The 14,966-nt window shown below is 70.5% G+C and carries 13 protein-coding genes; 10 read left to right on the forward strand and 3 right to left on the reverse strand.

All coding sequences use genetic code 11. From position 1 onward, the window contains the following. Positions 1-24: 24 nt before the first annotated feature. The 10 genes from nirB to ACFC0Z_RS23930 all read left to right on the forward strand — a co-directional run bounded on the left by nirB (position 25) and on the right by ACFC0Z_RS23930 (position 13,260). Complete coding sequence (nirB, locus tag ACFC0Z_RS23885) at positions 25-2,805, forward strand: nitrite reductase large subunit NirB (protein ID WP_376441431.1); 2,781 nt, start codon at positions 25-27, stop codon at positions 2,803-2,805. A 147-nt stretch (positions 2,806-2,952) separates the two neighbouring features. Beyond that, entirely contained in the window at positions 2,953-4,383 is a 1,431-nt protein-coding gene (locus ACFC0Z_RS23890) for an MFS transporter (protein WP_376441434.1), read from the forward strand. Positions 4,384-4,571: 188 nt separating this feature from the next. Beyond that, complete coding sequence (gene pflB, locus ACFC0Z_RS23895; protein WP_376441437.1) at positions 4,572-6,842, forward strand: formate C-acetyltransferase; 2,271 nt, start codon at positions 4,572-4,574, stop codon at positions 6,840-6,842. Positions 6,843-6,964: 122 nt separating this feature from the next. Next, on the forward strand, positions 6,965-7,765 hold the full coding sequence (pflA, locus tag ACFC0Z_RS23900) for a pyruvate formate-lyase-activating protein (protein WP_376441439.1): 801 nt from the start codon (positions 6,965-6,967) through the stop codon (positions 7,763-7,765). 78 nt (positions 7,766-7,843) lie between these two features. Further along, entirely contained in the window at positions 7,844-8,965 is a 1,122-nt protein-coding gene (locus tag ACFC0Z_RS23905; protein WP_376441442.1) for an MFS transporter, read from the forward strand. After that, positions 8,962-11,286: a molybdopterin oxidoreductase family protein gene (locus ACFC0Z_RS23910; protein WP_376441445.1), complete on the forward strand. Its 2,325-nt coding sequence runs from the start codon at positions 8,962-8,964 to the stop codon at positions 11,284-11,286. Before ACFC0Z_RS23905 ends, ACFC0Z_RS23910 begins: the two co-directional genes overlap by 4 nt. 7 nt (positions 11,287-11,293) lie before the next feature. Beyond that, a complete protein-coding gene (locus ACFC0Z_RS23915; RefSeq protein ID WP_125751250.1) occupies positions 11,294-11,893 on the forward strand; it encodes a 4Fe-4S dicluster domain-containing protein in 600 nt (199 codons plus the stop codon). Further along, complete coding sequence (locus ACFC0Z_RS23920) at positions 11,890-12,546, forward strand: ubiquinol-cytochrome c reductase iron-sulfur subunit (RefSeq protein WP_376441447.1); 657 nt, start codon at positions 11,890-11,892, stop codon at positions 12,544-12,546. The genes ACFC0Z_RS23915 and ACFC0Z_RS23920 overlap by 4 nt, the downstream gene beginning before the upstream one ends. Beyond that, entirely contained in the window at positions 12,543-13,013 is a 471-nt protein-coding gene (locus ACFC0Z_RS23925; RefSeq protein ID WP_376441450.1) for a hypothetical protein, read from the forward strand. Before ACFC0Z_RS23920 ends, ACFC0Z_RS23925 begins: the two co-directional genes overlap by 4 nt. 52 nt (positions 13,014-13,065) lie before the next feature. Then, positions 13,066-13,260 (forward strand): hypothetical protein, encoded by a 195-nt coding sequence (locus tag ACFC0Z_RS23930; RefSeq protein WP_376441452.1) that lies wholly within the window; start codon positions 13,066-13,068, stop codon positions 13,258-13,260. A gap of 16 nt (positions 13,261-13,276) precedes the next feature. On the opposite strand, the gene mscL is transcribed toward ACFC0Z_RS23930, so the two are convergent. The 3 genes from mscL to ACFC0Z_RS23945 all read right to left on the reverse strand — a co-directional run bounded on the left by mscL (position 13,277) and on the right by ACFC0Z_RS23945 (position 14,965). Beyond that, on the reverse strand, positions 13,277-13,843 hold the full coding sequence (gene mscL / locus ACFC0Z_RS23935) for a large conductance mechanosensitive channel protein MscL (RefSeq protein ID WP_376441454.1): 567 nt from the start codon (positions 13,841-13,843) through the stop codon (positions 13,277-13,279). Positions 13,844-13,915: 72 nt separating this feature from the next. Continuing rightward, the gene (locus ACFC0Z_RS23940; RefSeq protein WP_376441457.1) at positions 13,916-14,422 is read right to left on the reverse strand and encodes a hypothetical protein; all 507 of its coding nucleotides are present in this window, start codon (positions 14,420-14,422) and stop codon (positions 13,916-13,918) included. A 207-nt stretch (positions 14,423-14,629) separates the two neighbouring features. After that, positions 14,630-14,965 (reverse strand): FmdB family zinc ribbon protein, encoded by a 336-nt coding sequence (locus ACFC0Z_RS23945; protein WP_376441459.1) that lies wholly within the window; start codon positions 14,963-14,965, stop codon positions 14,630-14,632. Position 14,966 lies beyond the last annotated feature (1 nt).

The raw sequence follows: 14,966 nt of genomic DNA on the forward strand, positions 1-14,966 counted from the left end.
CCCGCGACCCCCACGGAGCCCGTCATGGCCGCCCAGCGGACCCAGTCCCTCGTCCTCATCGGCCACGGCATGGTCGGCCACCGGCTCCTGGAGGCACTGGCCGAGCGCGGCGCGCTCGCCGATCCGGCCGTTCCCGACGGTCCCGGCTGGCAGGTCACCGTTCTCGCGGAGGAGGACGTCCCGGCGTACGACCGGGTCCACCTCTCCTCCGTCTTCAGCGGCACCGAGCCCAACCAACTGGGCCTGTCGACCCCCGAGTTCCTCGCCGGGCACGGCATCGACCTGCGGCTCGGCGACCCTGCCGAGCACGTCGACACGACGGCCAGGACGGTCACGACGACCTCCGGCGCGGTCGTCGCCTACGACGCCCTCGTCCTCGCCACCGGCTCGTACCCCTTCGTGCCGCCGATCCCCGGCGCCGACGCGGCGGGCTGCTTCACGTACCGCACGCTGTACGACGTCGACGCCCTCACCTCGTACGCCGCCGAGGGTGCCCGTACCGGCGTCGTCATCGGCGGCGGGCTCCTCGGCCTGGAGGCCGCCGGCGCGCTCCGTACCCTCGGACTCGCCACGCACGTCGTCGAGTTCGCGCCCCGCCTCATGCCCCTCCAGGTCGACGACGGCGGCGCGGCCGCCCTGCGCTCCACCATCGAGTCGATGGGCGTGGCCGTGCACACCGGCGTCGGCGCCGCCGAGGTCGAGACGGACGCCGAGGGGAAGGCGACCCGGCTCAAGCTGTCGAGCGGCGAGCGGCTCCCCGCCGACGTCGTCGTCTTCTCCGCCGGGGTGCGGCCGCGCGACCGGCTCGCCCGCGAGGCGGGGCTCGGGGTCGGCGACCGCGGGGGAGTGGCGGTCGACGAGCGCTGCCGGACGACCGACCCGTACGTGTACGCCATCGGCGAGTGCGCGCAGACGGCCGACGGCCGGGTGTACGGGCTCGTCGCCCCCGGCTACCAGATGGCGGAGGCCGTCGCGGACCAGCTCGCGGGCGAGGGGACGACCGTTTTCACCGGCGCCGACACCTCGACCAAGCTGAAGCTGATGGGCGCGGACGTGGCCTCCTTCGGCGACCCGTTCGCGGACGGCCGCGACGGCGGCCCGCGCGCCACCGAGATCGTCTTCTCGGACGGCCGCGAGGGCGTCTACAAGAAGCTGCTCCTCGGCCCCGACGGGCAGCTCCTCGGCGGCATCCTGGTCGGCGACGCCGACGCGTACGGCTCCCTCAAGCCGCACGCGGGCACGGGCAGCAAGCTGCCCGCCCCGCCCGAGGCCTTCCTCCTCCCCGCCGGCGGGGCCGAGCTGCCCGGCGCGGACACCCTCCCCGACGACGCCGTCGTCTGCTCCTGCCACAACGTGACCAAGGGCGCGGTCGCGGCGGCGATCACCGAGCTCGGCCTGGTCGACATCGGCGGCGTCAAGCGCTGCACCAAGGCGGGCACGGGCTGCGGCGGCTGCGTGAACACGCTCCAGGCGGTCCTGGACGCGGCCGGCGTGGAGAAGGCGCGGGGCCTGTGCGAGCACTTCCCGACGCTGTCCCGGCCCGAGGTCTACGAGCTGATCCGCACCGAGCGGATCCGTTCCTTCACCGAGCTGATGGAGGCCCATGGCTCGGGCGGCTCCGGCTGCACCGTCTGCAAGCCCGTCGTCGCCAACGTCCTCGGCACCCTCGCCCCCGAACTCGGCCTGACGCACGTCCTGGAGGGCGAGCAGGCCGCGCTCCAGGACTCCAACGACCTCTTCCTCGCCAACCTCCAGAAGGACGGCACCTACTCGGTCGTCCCGCGCGTCCCCGGCGGTGAGATCACCGCCGAGCAGCTCATCGTGATCGGCGAGGTGGCCCGCGACCACGGCCTCTACAGCAAGATCACCGGCGGTCAGCGGATCGACCTCTTCGGCGCGCGGAAGGAGGAGCTGCCGGTCATCTGGCGGCGGCTGATCGCCGCCGGGTTCGAGTCCGGGCAGGCGTACGGCAAGTCGCTGCGGACGGTGAAGTCCTGCGTCGGGTCGAAGTTCTGCCGCTTCGGGCAGGGCGACTCGGTGCAGCTCGCGATCGACCTGGAGCTCCGCTACCGGGGCCTGCGCGCCCCGCACAAGATCAAGGGCGGCGTCTCCGGCTGCCTGCGCGAGTGCGCGGAGGCCCGCGGGAAGGACATCGGCGTCATCGCGACCGCCGGCGGCTGGAACCTGTACGTCGGCGGCAACGGCGGCACCAACCCCCGCCACGCCGAACTCCTCGCCTCCGACCTGTCGGCCGCCGAGCTGTTCGCGCTGATCGACCGGTACCTCATGTACTACATCCGGACGGGCGAGCGCCTGGAGCGCACCTCGGCCTGGACGGAGCGGCTCGACGGCGGCCTCGACCACCTGAAGGAGGTCCTGGTCGAGGACTCCCTCGGGATCTGCGCCGAGCTGGAGGCGCAGATGGAGCGGCACGTGGCCGCGTACCGCGACGAGTGGCAGGCCGTCCTCGACGACCCGGAGGCGCTGGCCCGCTTCGAGCCGCACGTGGCCGGGGTCGAGTTCCTGGAGCCGGGGCGCGGCCGGGCCGCCGTCCTCGCGGACGGGACCGAGGCGGCGCTGTTCCGGGACGGGGACGGGACGGTGTACGCGGTGGGCAACCGGGACCCGTTCTCGGGCACCGACGTGATGGCGAACGGGATCATGGGCAGCCGGGACGGGGTGCCGGTGGTGGCCTCGCCGATGCACAAGCAGGAGTTCGACCTGCGGACCGGGGCGTGCCTGGACGACCCGGAGGTGTCGCTTCCGGTGCTGCCGGTTCCCGAGGTGCCCTCCGCGCGGGGCTGACAGGACCTTTGTCACGACGGGCGGGCCGACCTTGGCCCGCCCGTTCGGCGACCATCGGCACTCACGCACCCCTTATGCCGCACCGCAGCCTGGAAGAGCAGGAAAAAGTCTGCGAAGAACAGTCTGCGAAAAAGGCAGGGAAGCGCCATGAGTTCCGTAGTCCCCACTACCCAGGACGGCAGAAAGACGGGCGGGCCGGCTCCGTCGTACGACACGGAGCAGTACCGCCCCGGAAAGGCGATCACCGACTGGGAGCCCGAGAACGAGCTCTTCTGGAAGTCGATCGGCAAGAAGGTCGCCACCCGCAACCTGTGGATCGCGGTCCCCGCGCTGCTCGTGGCGTTCGTCGTCTGGCAGGTCTGGTCGGTCACCGCGACCAACCTGAAGGACGTCGGCTTCGGCTTCTCCACCTCGCAGCTGTTCTGGCTGACGGCCATTCCCGGTCTGACCGGCGGCACGGCCCGGATCTTCTACACCTTCCTCGGCCCGATGGTCGGCCAGCGCCGCTTCACCGCGCTGTCGACGGTCGTCCTGATCGTGCCGCTGATCTGGCTCGGCATCGCGATCCAGGACCCGACCACCCCGTACGGCGTGATGGTCGCCATCGCGGCCCTCTGCGGCATCGGCGGCGCGAACTTCGCCTCCTCCCTCGCCAACATCGGCTTCTTCTTCCCGAAGGCGAAGAAGGGCAGCGCGACCGGCATCAACGGCGGTCTCGGCAACCTCGGCGTCTCGGTCGTCCAGCTGCTGACCCCGATCGTCATCACCTGGTCGACCATCGCGATCGGCTCGGCCCAGCACAAGGCCGACGGCACCCCGGTCTACCTGCAGAACGCGGCCTTCCTCTGGGTGCCGGTCCTGCTCGTCCTCGCGGCCCTCGCCTGGTTCGGCCAGAACGACCTGAAGGTCGCCTCGACCCCCTTCAGCCAGCAGAAGATCATCTTCAAGCGCAAGCACAACTGGCTGATGACCTGGCTCTACGTCGGCACCTTCGGCTCCTTCATCGGCTTCGCCGCCGCGCTGCCGATGCTCATCAAGACCACGTTCCCGGACTACTCCGTCGCCACCTACGCCTGGATGGGCCCGGCCGTCGGCGCCCTCGCCCGCTGGGGCGGCGGCTGGATCGCGGACAAGTGGGGCGGCGCCCGGGTCACGATCCTGTCCTTCGTGGGCATGGCCGTCTCCATCATCGGCGTGATCAACTTCCTGCCCTCGGGCGGTGACGGCGGCTCGTTCTACGGCTTCTTCTTCTGCTTCCTCGCCGCGTTCTTCTTCTCCGGAATCGGCAACGGCTCGACCTTCCGGCAGATCCCGGTCATCTTCCGCGGGACCCACCTCAAGGGCCTGGAGGAAGGCACCCCGGAATACGCCAAGGCGCTGAAGCAGGCGGAAATGGAGTCCGGTGCCGTCACCGGCTTCACCTCGGCCATCGCGGCCTACGGCTTCTTCTTCATCCCGGCCCTCTTCGGCTCGGTGGCCGTGACCAGCGCGATGTGGGGATTCGTCGCCTTCTACGTCAGCTGCATGGTCGTGACCTGGTGGTTCTACGCCCGCAAGAGCGCCGAGGCGCCCAGCTGATCCCCCGCTGATCCCTGTACCACCGCGCTCCCGGAAGGCCCCGCCACGGCGGGGTCTTCCGGCGTTCCCGTAAAGGGACCAAAGGCCGTCGACCGGTGACCAATGCCGACCCAGATGATCGATCAAAGGGGGTGAAATGGAGATAAGCAACGACGCGATCGAATGATTCGAAGAAGGCGGTGCGGGACGTGACTGCTACCCCGGCTGAGGCCACCGTGAACGAGCGGGCCTGGAAGAACTTCAAGGGCGGCCTGTGGCGCGACGCCATCGACGTCCGCGACTTCATCCAGCAGAACTACACCCCGTACGAGGGCGACGACACGTTCCTCGCCGGCCCCACCGAGCGGACCACCGCCGTGTGGAAGGCCATCACGGACAAGTTCCCCGAGGAGCGCGCGAAGGGCGTCTACGACGTCTCGTACGACATCCCCTCGACGATCACCGCCCACGCCCCCGGCTACATCGACCGCGACAAGGACCTCGTCGTCGGCCTCCAGACCGACGCCCCGCTGAAGCGCGCGATCATGCCGTACGGCGGCTGGCGCATGGTCGCCGGCGCCCTGGAGACCTACGGCTACCCGGTCTCCGAGGAGCTGGAGAAGGTCTTCACCGAGTACCGCAAGACCCACAACGCCGGTGTCTTCGACGCGTACACCCCCGAGATCCGCGCCGCCCGCAAGGCCGGCATCGTCACCGGTCTCCCGGACGCCTACGGCCGAGGCCGCATCATCGGCGACTACCGCCGCGTCGCGCTCTACGGCGTCGACCGCCTCATCGAGGTGAAGAAGGAGGAGAAGGAGGAGCTCAACTCCCTCCCCGCCGGCAACCGCTCCCTCGAAGAGACGATCCGCCTCCGCGAGGAGCTCTCGGAGCAGATCCGCGCGCTCGGCGAGCTCAAGGCGATGGCGCAGTCCTACGGCTACGACATCTCCGGCCCGGCCACCACCGGCCGCGAGGCCATCCAGTGGCTGTACTTCGCCTACCTGGCCGCCGTGAAGGAGCAGAACGGCGCCGCGATGTCCCTCGGCCGGACGTCCACCTTCATCGACGTCTTCCTCCAGCGCGACATCGAGGCCGGTCTGCTCGACGAGACCCAGGCCCAGGAGCTCGTCGACGACTTCATCATCAAGCTCCGCATCGTCCGCTTCCTGCGCACCCCCGAGTACGACGAGCTGTTCTCCGGCGACCCGACCTGGGTCACCGAGTCCATCGCCGGCATGGGCGAGGACGGCCGTCCGCTGGTCACCAAGACCTCCTTCCGCTACCTCCAGACCCTCTACAACCTCGGCCCGGCCCCCGAGCCGAACATGACGGTCTTCTGGTCGCCGCAGCTGCCCCAGGGCTTCAAGGAGTTCTGCGCCAAGGTCTCCATCGACACCTCCTCCGTGCAGTACGAGTCGGACGAGCTGATGCGCCCGCGCTTCGGCGACGACACCGCCATCGCCTGCTGCGTCTCCGCGATGCCGGTCGGCAAGCAGATGCAGTTCTTCGGCGCCCGCGTGAACCTCGCCAAGACGCTCCTGTACGCGATCAACGGCGGCCGCGACGAGAAGTCCGGCGCCCAGGTCGGCCCGTCCACCGGCGCCCTCACCGCCGAGGTCCTCGACTACGACGAGGTCATGGCGAAGTTCGACGAGCAGATGGAGTGGCTCGCCGACGTCTACGTCCACGCGCTGAACGTCATCCACTACATGCACGACCGGTACGCGTACGAGCGCATCGAGATGGCGCTCCACGACCGCGACGTGCGCCGCACCATGGCCTGCGGCATCGCCGGCCTCTCGGTCGCCGCCGACTCCCTCGCCGCCATCAAGTACGCCAAGGTCAGCCCCGTCCGTGACGAGACCGGTCTCGCGACCGACTACCTCATCGACGGCGAGTACCCCGCGTACGGCAACAACGACGAGCGCGTCGACGAGATCGCGGTCTGGCTGGTCGAGGAGTTCATGCGGAAGGTCCGCAAGCACCCCACGTACCGCAACGCCGAGCACACCCAGTCCGTCCTGACGATCACCTCCAACGTCGTCTACGGCAAGAAGACCGGCAACACCCCCGACGGCCGCCGCGCCGGCGAGCCCTTCTCCCCGGGCGCCAACCCGATGAACGGCCGCGACAGCCACGGCTACGTCGCCTCGGCGATGTCGGTCGCCAAGCTCCCGTACGAGGACGCGGAGGACGGCATCTCGCTGACCAACACCGTCACCCCCGACGGCCTGGGCCGCACCCCCGAGGAGCGGATCAAGAACCTGGCGGGCGTCCTCGACGGCTACATGGCCAGCGACGGCTTCCACATGAACGTCAACGTCCTCAACCGCGACGTGCTGATGGACGCCATGGAGCACCCGGAGAACTACCCGCAGCTGACCATCCGGGTCTCCGGATACGCGGTGAACTTCGTCCGGCTGACCCGCGAGCAGCAGCTCGACGTCCTGAACCGCACCTTCCACGGCTCGCTCTGAGCCACTGACCCGCGCGACCCCGGGGCTCTGCCTCTTCACCCTCACCGGGCCCCGGGGCCGCGCGACCCCCTTCAGCCCCACCCCCTTCAGCCCCCACCCCCCTCCTCCAACGAGGCACCGCCATGACGACACTCCTCGGCCCCGACATCCCGGTCCGGCCCGTCACCCCGGCCGCAGCGGCGACCCAGCGCCCCTCCGAGGGCTCGGTCCACTCCTGGGACCTGTCGACCGGCGTCGACGGCCCCGGCACCCGCTTCGTCACCTTCCTCTCCGGCTGCCCGCTGACCTGCCTGTACTGCCACAACCCCGACACGATGAAGATGCGGAACGGCAAGCGCACCTCCGCCGACGACGTCATCGCCGAGGCCCGCAAGTACGTCCGGTTCATCTCCGCCTCGGGCGGCGGCGCCACCGTCTCCGGCGGCGAGCCCCTCCTCCAGCCCGTCTTCACCGGCGAGCTGCTGCACCGCATGAAGCACGAGCTCGGCCTCCACACGGCCCTCGACACCTCGGGCTTCCTGGGCGCCCGCGCCACCGACGCCCTGCTGCGCGACACCGACCTGGTCCTCCTCGACATCAAGTCCTGGGACCCGGAGACGTACAAGAAGGTGACCGGCCGCCCGCTCCAACCGACCCTGGACTTCGCCCGGCGTCTGGCCGACCTCGGCCAGGAGGTCCACGTCCGCTTCGTGCTCGTCCCCGGCCTCACCGACGACCCCGCCAACGTCGAGGGCGTCGCCGCCTTCGCCGCCGGGCTCGGCAACGTCTCCCGCGTGGACATCCTCCCCTTCCACAAGCTCGGCGAGGCGAAGTGGCAGGCCCTCGACAAGCCGTTCACGCTGCACGACACCCCCTCCCCGACGCCCGAGCAGGTCGCCGAGGCCCGTGAGCTCTTCCGCTCCCACGGCCTGAACGCGATCTGACGGCCCCGCCGGCGACGCGCTCACCCCGACGCCCTGCAAAACGGGACGAAGTAGGGTGTACCGCCTTACCGTGGCCGCGTGACCGAGCCACCGAAGACAGCCGAGCCGAGCCCCACCCCGGGAGACGCGGCACCAGCAGAACCCACCGGCCGCGCGCCGCAGAGCCCCGCCGCCGTGCGCCGACGCGCCACGGCGGTCGGCGCCCTCGTCTCCCTCCTCCTGATCCTCGCGATCGTCTTCGGAAGCCGCCTGCTCCGCGACTTCGACTCGGCCCTCCTCCCGTACGCCGTGGCCACGGTCTTCCTCGCCTTCGGCGTCGCCTACCGCTACACCGTCTGGATCTCCGCCCCCGGCGCCCGGCGCCTCTTCAAGCAGGGCTGGCGCTCCTTCTTCTCCGCCGCGAACTTCCGCAAGGCCCCCACCGCCCTGCCGAAGATGATCGCCACCTACCTCGGCTTCCAGAAGTTCCTCGGCGCCCGCTCGCACGCCCGCTGGGCCGCCCACCAGCTCGTCTTCTGGGGCTGTCTGCTCGCCGCCGCGATCACCTTCCCCCTCACCTGGGGCTGGTTCACCTTCACCTCCTCCACCGGCTCGGGCCCCGGCTACGAGATGCGGATCTGGGGCTTCAAGGTCCTCGGCTTCGACTCGCTCAGCGTCTTCGGCTGGATCATGTTCCACGGCCTGGACATCGCCGCCGTCCTCGTCATCGCCGGCGCCTGCTACTTCCTGTGGCGCCGCATGAAGGACCGCGGCGCCATCACCGGCCAGCGCTTCGCCTACGACCTGATGCCGCTGATCTGCCTGATCGTCATCTCCGTGACGGGTCTGCTGCTGACCTTCTCGTCGATCTTCCTGCACGGCGGCGGATACGAGTTCCTCGCCGTCCTGCACATGGTCTCCGTGGTCTTCACCCTCATCTACATCCCCTTCGGGAAGTTCTTCCACATCGTCCAGCGGCCCGCCGCCGTCGGCATGCAGCTCTTCAAGTACACCTCCCGCCGCAAGGGCGAGGAGGACGAGGTGCTCGCCTGCCGCCGCTGCCACGAGCCCATCGACACCCCCGCCTACGTCGAGAACCTCCAGGGCACCATGCGCGACCTCGACCTCGGCTTCGACGAGTGGGCCGAGTACTGCCCCCGCTGCAAGCGCGTCCTGCGTGGCAACGCCTACCTCGACCACGTGAAGAAGGGCTTCAAGTGACCGCGACCGACCCCGCGACCACCTCCGGCCGGCCGCTGCCGCTCGACCCCTCGCTCGCCCCGCCCGGCACCCGCCAGTTCCGCGACGCCGGCGGCATCCCCGCCGACCGCTGGCACGCCGACCAGAACGGCGAGACGCTCGTCCCCACCCACTGCTGCTTCTGCGGCGTCCAGTGCGGCATGTACCTCCGCGTCGACCGCGGCGGCAAGGTCTTCGGCGTCGAGCCCCGCAACCACGACATCAACCGCATGCGGCTCTGCCCCAAGGGCATCAACGCCTACCAGCAGGTCAACCACCCCGACCGGCTCACCGCCCCCCTCATGCGCCGGAACCGCGACGAGGAGTTCCGCGAGGTCAGCTGGGAGGAGGCCCTCGACCACACCGTCGCCGAGATCCGCCGCATCCAGGCCGAGAACGGCAACGACGCCTTCGGGCTCCTCGGCGGGGCCAGCCTCTTCTCCGAGAAGACCTACCTCGTCGGCAAGTTCGCCCGCGTCGCCCTCAAGTCGAAGCACGTCGACTACAACGGCCGTCTCTGCATGGTCTCCGCCGCCGGAGCCAACAAGCTCTCCTTCGGCATCGACCGCGCCGGCAACCCCTTCTCCGACATCCTCCTCACCGACTGCCTCCTCATCGCCGGATCCAACGTCGGCGAGTGCTTCCCCGTCATGACCCAGTACCTCTGGGGAGCCCGCGACCGGGGCGCCACCCTCATCGTCGTCGACCCCCGCGAGACCGCCATCGCGCGCACCGCCGACGTCCACGTCGCCCTCAAGCCCGGCACCGACTCCGCCTTCTTCAACGCCGTCCTGCACGTCGTCGTCGCCGAGGGCCTCACCGACGAGGCCTACCTCGCCGCCCACACCACCGGCTGGGAGGAGGTCAAGAGGACCGTCGCCGACTACCCGCCGTCCCGCTCCGCCGCCATCTGCGGCGTCCCCGAGGAACAGATCGTGCAGGTCGCCCGCATGTTCGCCGGCGCCGGCAAGGCCATGGCCTGGCACGCCCGAGGAGTCGAGCACCACTCCCAGGGCGTCGAGAACTGCCTCACGATCATCAACCTCTGCGTCGCCACCGGGAACATCGGCAAGCCCGGCGCCGGCTACGGCACCATCACCGGCCAGGGCAACGGTCAGGGCGGCCGCGAACACGGCCAGAAGTCCGACATGCTCCCCGGCGGCCGGGCCATCTCCAACCCGGAGCACCGCCGCCAGATCTGCGAGATCTGGGGCATCGACGAGGCCGAACTCCCCCTCGCCGGCACCTCCATGATGGAGATGGTCTGGCAGATGCAACGCCAGGAGATCCGCGGCCTCATCGGCATCTGCAACAACCCCTTCGTCTCCCTCCCGAACTACGCCACCGTCAAGGACGGCTACGACACCCTCGAATTCCACGCCCAGTTCGACTTCTTCCTCTCCGAGACCGCCGCCAACGCCCACGTCGTCTTCCCCGTCACCGTCTGGGCCGAGGACGAGGGCGTCATGGCCAACGCCGAGGCCCGCGTCGTCAAGCACAACAAGGCGCAGGAACCCCCGGCCGGCGTCCGCACCGACACCTGGGTCATGTGCGAACTCGCCAAACGGCTCGGCGTCGCCGACAAGTTCGCCTTCGCGGACTCCCGCGCCGTCTTCGAGGAACTCCGCGTCGCCTCCGCCGGCACGGTCAACGACTACTACGGCATCACCTACGAGCGGCTGGAGGAGACCGGCGGCATCTCCTGGCCCTGCCCCTCCACCGAACACCCCGGCACCCCCCGCCTCTTCGAGGACGGCAGGACCTACCACCCCGACGGCAAGATCCACATGCAGGTCGTCGAATGGCACCCGCCGATGGACCCGTACAGCGAGGAGTACCCCCTCTCGCTCACCACCGGCCGCACCGTCGCCCACTTCCTCTCCGGCAATCAGACCCGCCGCCTGGGCGCCCTCGTCGAACAGACCCCCCGTCCCTGGGTCGAGGTCCACCCCTCCCACGGCTTCCGCAACGGCGACCCCGTCCGGGTCGTCACCCGCCGCGGCAGCGAGGTCTTCCCCGCCCTCGTCACCGAGGCCATCCGCCCCGACACCGTCTTCATCCCCTACCACTGGCCCGTCCCCACCTCGGCCAACGCCCTCACCATCGACGCCCTCGACCCCCGCTCCAAGATCCCGGAGTACAAGGTCTGCGCCGCCCGCATCGAGGCCGCCGAACGCGTCGACGAGGTCCCCGCCCCGCCCACCGCCCCCGGACAGCAGGCCTACCCCGAGACCCAGGTCTCCCGACTCGACCCGCTGCCCCCGACCTCCCCCCAGGGCCGCGGCACCGCGGAGAGGAGCTGACCCGCACATGATGGGCCGCACGATCTTCATCGACCCGGGCCGCTGCATCGGCTGCCAGGCCTGCGTCTCCGCCTGCCGCGAATGCGACTCCCACCGCGGCAAGTCGATGATCCACCTCGACTACCCCGACGAGGGCCACTCCGTCGCCTCCCTCCCCACCGTCTGCATGCACTGCGAGGACCCGGTCGCCCCCTGCGCCGAGGTCTGCCCCGCCGACGCGATCCTCGTGACCGCCGACGGCGTCGTGCAGCAGGCCGACACCACCCGCTGCATCGGCTGCGCCAACTGCGTCAACGCCTGCCCCTTCGGCGTCCCCAAGATCGACCTCCAGGCGAAGCTCCAGATGAAGTGCAACCTCTGCTACGACCGCACCGCCTACGGCCTCGCCCCCATGTGCGCCACGGTCTGCCCCACCGGTGCCCTCTTCTACGGAACGCTCGAAGAGCTCCAGGCCGAGCGCCCCGGCGTCCAGGTGGCCGACTCCTTCACCTTCGGCTCGACCACGGTCACCACCGGCGTGGCCATGGTCGTCCCCGCCGACAAGGTCCAGTGGCCGGTCCCCGGCGGCCTCCCCGTCGTCGAGATCAATGGAAGGGATGTCCGTTGAGCGTCACCGATCCCCAGCCGCCGGCACCGGACCCCGGCACCGACGCGGCGCAGTCGGCACTCCGGGACCGGATCGCCGCCGACTCCCTCACCAGCCGCCGCGACTACCTGCGGATCGTCGCCACCGTCTCCGGCGGCCTCGCCGTCGGCGGCGTCGCCGTCGCCTCCGGCATCCTCCACCGCCACGGTGACAGCGACGGCGCACCCGAACCGAAGAGGATCGCCGACGCGATCGAACCGGGCCAGTCCCTCGCGTTCCGCTATCCGGGTGAGGAGGACCGGGCCATCGCCGTCCGCATGGAGGACGGCACCCTCGCCGGCTACTCCGCCGTCTGCACCCACCTCGCCTGCGCCGTTCTCTGGCGCAAGGAACGCGGCAGCGAGGGCGAGCTGTACTGCCCCTGCCACGAGGGGATCTTCGACGCCCGTACGGGAGAGGTCACCGCAGGACCGCCGCCGCGCGGACTCCCGAAGGTGCTGCTGGTGGAGGAGGTCGACGGCAGCGTCTGGGCCATCGGCACCGCCCGCTCGGGCGAGAGCGCCCGCGAGGGCCTGTGCCGCCAGCTCGACGGAACCCGCCCCGAGCTCGCCGAACGCCTCGGCTGCCCCGGGGCCTCCGCCAAGGCCGAGGCCGAGAGGAGCCGGCGCACATGACCGACACCCCGTTCCCGAGAGACCCCGACGCCCCGGAGCCGCCGGTCCCGGCAGCCCCGGCAGCCCCGGCAGTCTCGTCGGAGAAGGTCCCGGCGGTCTCGCCGGAGAAGACCGCGCCGGCCGCCCCCGCCTACACCCCCGGCAGCGCCCAGGCCCGCCTGAACCGGCCGGTCCACGAGCGCTACCCGCAGATCAGGCCCACCAGCGGCTACGGAGACCCCCGCGTCCGGCACACCGGCCCGGGCCCCGGCGCCGGTACGGAGCAGGAGCCCGAGCGCTCCTCGAAGCTGTCCGCGCGTCTCGCGCTGGCGCTCACGGTCGTCGTCGGCCAGCTCTGGGGACTGACGATCGTGGTGGACGAGTGGATGGCCGGAGACACCGGCACCGCCTGGTGGGGGGCGGGTTTCCTCGTCCTGTCGTTCCTGGTCGTCCTGGGCCTGTGGGCCCTCGATCCGAAGGACCGCTGAGGGCCCCCGGCCGGGCGGGGCCGGGCGGGGGAGCGGGCGTACCCTGAAGGGTATGAGCACCGCCCCCGCCCACGGCCCGCGAGACGCGAAGCCCACGTCCAAGCCGAAGCTCGTCTTCGACGATCCGCTGGACCAGCAGTCCGCGGACGACACGGACCGTGGATGGGGCGAGCGGCCTCCGGCCGGCGGCGACAGCGCCGCCGACCTCGCGCGCTTCCTCGACGAGAAGCCGCCGCACCACCTCTGATCCCGGCCTGGGCCGGTCAGGAGGTGGGGTGCGTCCCCGAACCCGTGCCCGTGCCGGTCCCCGTGCTCGTACCCGAGCCGGAGCCGGAGCCGCCGCGCTGCGCCACGAGGTGGTCGCGGATCTCCTTGAGCACCTCCAGCTCGCTGATCTCCATGGTCTCCGCGACGCCCTCCTTCGCCTTGTCGTGCGCGGCACGCTTGGCGAGGACCTTGGCCATCGGCAGGACCATCAGGAAGTAGACGACGGCCGCGGTGATGATGAAGCTCAGGATCGCGCTGAGGACCAGACCCCACTGGAGCTGGATGCCCTCCATCTCGCCGTTGACCACCTTGCAGGTGCCCTTGACGCAGGACGCGTAACCCTCCAGATCCTTCGTGCCGAAGGCGCCGACGATCGGGTTGATGATCCCCTTGACCACCGAGTTCACGATGTTCGTGAACGCGGCACCGATGACGACCGCCACCGCGAGGTCGATCACGTTTCCGCGCATCAGGAAGGCCTTGAAGCCCTCCAGCACGCTTTCCTTCTTCTCGGCCACCAAGGTGCCTTTCGTTCTCGTCCGTTGCGCTGTGTGCGGAGCCATTACGCCGTGAAGGGCGTGAAGGCGTCCAATCCGTACACACGGGACGGTGACTTGACAGTGAGTCAGTGCGAATCAGCACACCGTCACCGCCAGTCGTGACGTGACACCGGCACCTGCCAGCGTTGCCGCTGTCGACCGCGGAACGGAGAGGACGACGAGCGCCCCTCCATCCGAATGAGTCTCACCCGAGCGCGGAACTTCGGCCACTCGGGCGCCAGTAGCGACCACGCGCGCCTCACCCGCCGCGCCCGTCGGGGAGTTGGAGGCGGCGATCACGTCGACCCGGTCCCCGGGCCGCAGAAGCCGTACGGTCTCGGCGTCCGCGATCCGCACCGGCGCGGTCACGAGCCGCACCGCGACGGGCGGCCGGGCCCGAGGCGGTGAGGCCTCCCGCGAGGGTGGCGCGGCCCCCGACCTCGCACTCCCCGCGGCGAGGGCCAGCAGCGCGCTCGTCAGCGCCAGGAGCAGCACGAGCACGGGCCGGGCCCGCCGCAGCCCCCGCAGCGGGGACCGCCGGCCGCCCACACCCCGTACGGGCTCGAACACGGGCACCACCGTCGCCGTCATCGCCGTCGTCATCACGACACCACCGATCCAGAAGGAGAGAAAGGAGATCCGGGAAGATCTCCGCCCCCACTCTCCCGGCCCGTCCACCTCCCCGCTCCGGCCTGTGGACGACCCACCGCCTGGGGATAACCCGCTCACTCCCAGGGGTGAGGGGCCACACGAAAACACCGAGGGCCCCGTCGCGTGTGCGACGGGGCCCTCGGTGAAGGAACGGGCCGGTCAGGCGGCCGAGGTCGAGCTTCCGGTGCTCGACGACGAAGCGGTGGACGTCGAGGACGACGCGGCCGGCTTCGCATCCGACGACGTCGAGGACGTCGAGGACGAGGACGACGAGGTCGAGGACTTCGACGAAGAGGCCGGCGAGCTGCTGGACGACGAGCCGCGGCTGTCGTTCCGGTAGAAACCGGAGCCCTTGAAGACGATGCCGACGGCCGAGAACACCTTCTTCAGGCGGCCCTTGCAGCTGGGGCACTCGGTCAGCGCGTCATCGGTGAACTTCTGCACCGCCTCGAGGCCTTCGCCGCACTCGGTGCACTGGTACTGGTAGGTCGGCACT

The sequence above is a fragment of the Streptomyces sp. NPDC056144 genome, assembly GCF_042264145.1.
In the GTDB taxonomy this organism is placed as follows: domain Bacteria; phylum Actinomycetota; class Actinomycetes; order Streptomycetales; family Streptomycetaceae; genus Streptomyces.

What these genes read in the sequence shown, in the direction of transcription:
- nirB (WP_376441431.1), top strand. Translation starts at nt 25, where the DNA reads ATGGCCGCCCAGCGGACCCAGTCCCTCGTCCTCATCGGCCACGGCATG.
- ACFC0Z_RS23890 (WP_376441434.1), top strand. Translation starts at nt 2,953, where the DNA reads ATGAGTTCCGTAGTCCCCACTACCCAGGACGGCAGAAAGACGGGCGGG.
- pflA (WP_376441439.1), top strand. Translation starts at nt 6,965, where the DNA reads ATGACGACACTCCTCGGCCCCGACATCCCGGTCCGGCCCGTCACCCCG.
- ACFC0Z_RS23915 (WP_125751250.1), top strand. Translation starts at nt 11,294, where the DNA reads ATGATGGGCCGCACGATCTTCATCGACCCGGGCCGCTGCATCGGCTGC.
- ACFC0Z_RS23925 (WP_376441450.1), top strand. Translation starts at nt 12,543, where the DNA reads ATGACCGACACCCCGTTCCCGAGAGACCCCGACGCCCCGGAGCCGCCG.
- ACFC0Z_RS23930 (WP_376441452.1), top strand. Translation starts at nt 13,066, where the DNA reads ATGAGCACCGCCCCCGCCCACGGCCCGCGAGACGCGAAGCCCACGTCC.
- mscL (WP_376441454.1), bottom strand. Translation starts at nt 13,843, where the DNA reads ATGGCTCCGCACACAGCGCAACGGACGAGAACGAAAGGCACCTTGGTG.
- ACFC0Z_RS23940 (WP_376441457.1), bottom strand. Translation starts at nt 14,422, where the DNA reads ATGACGACGGCGATGACGGCGACGGTGGTGCCCGTGTTCGAGCCCGTA.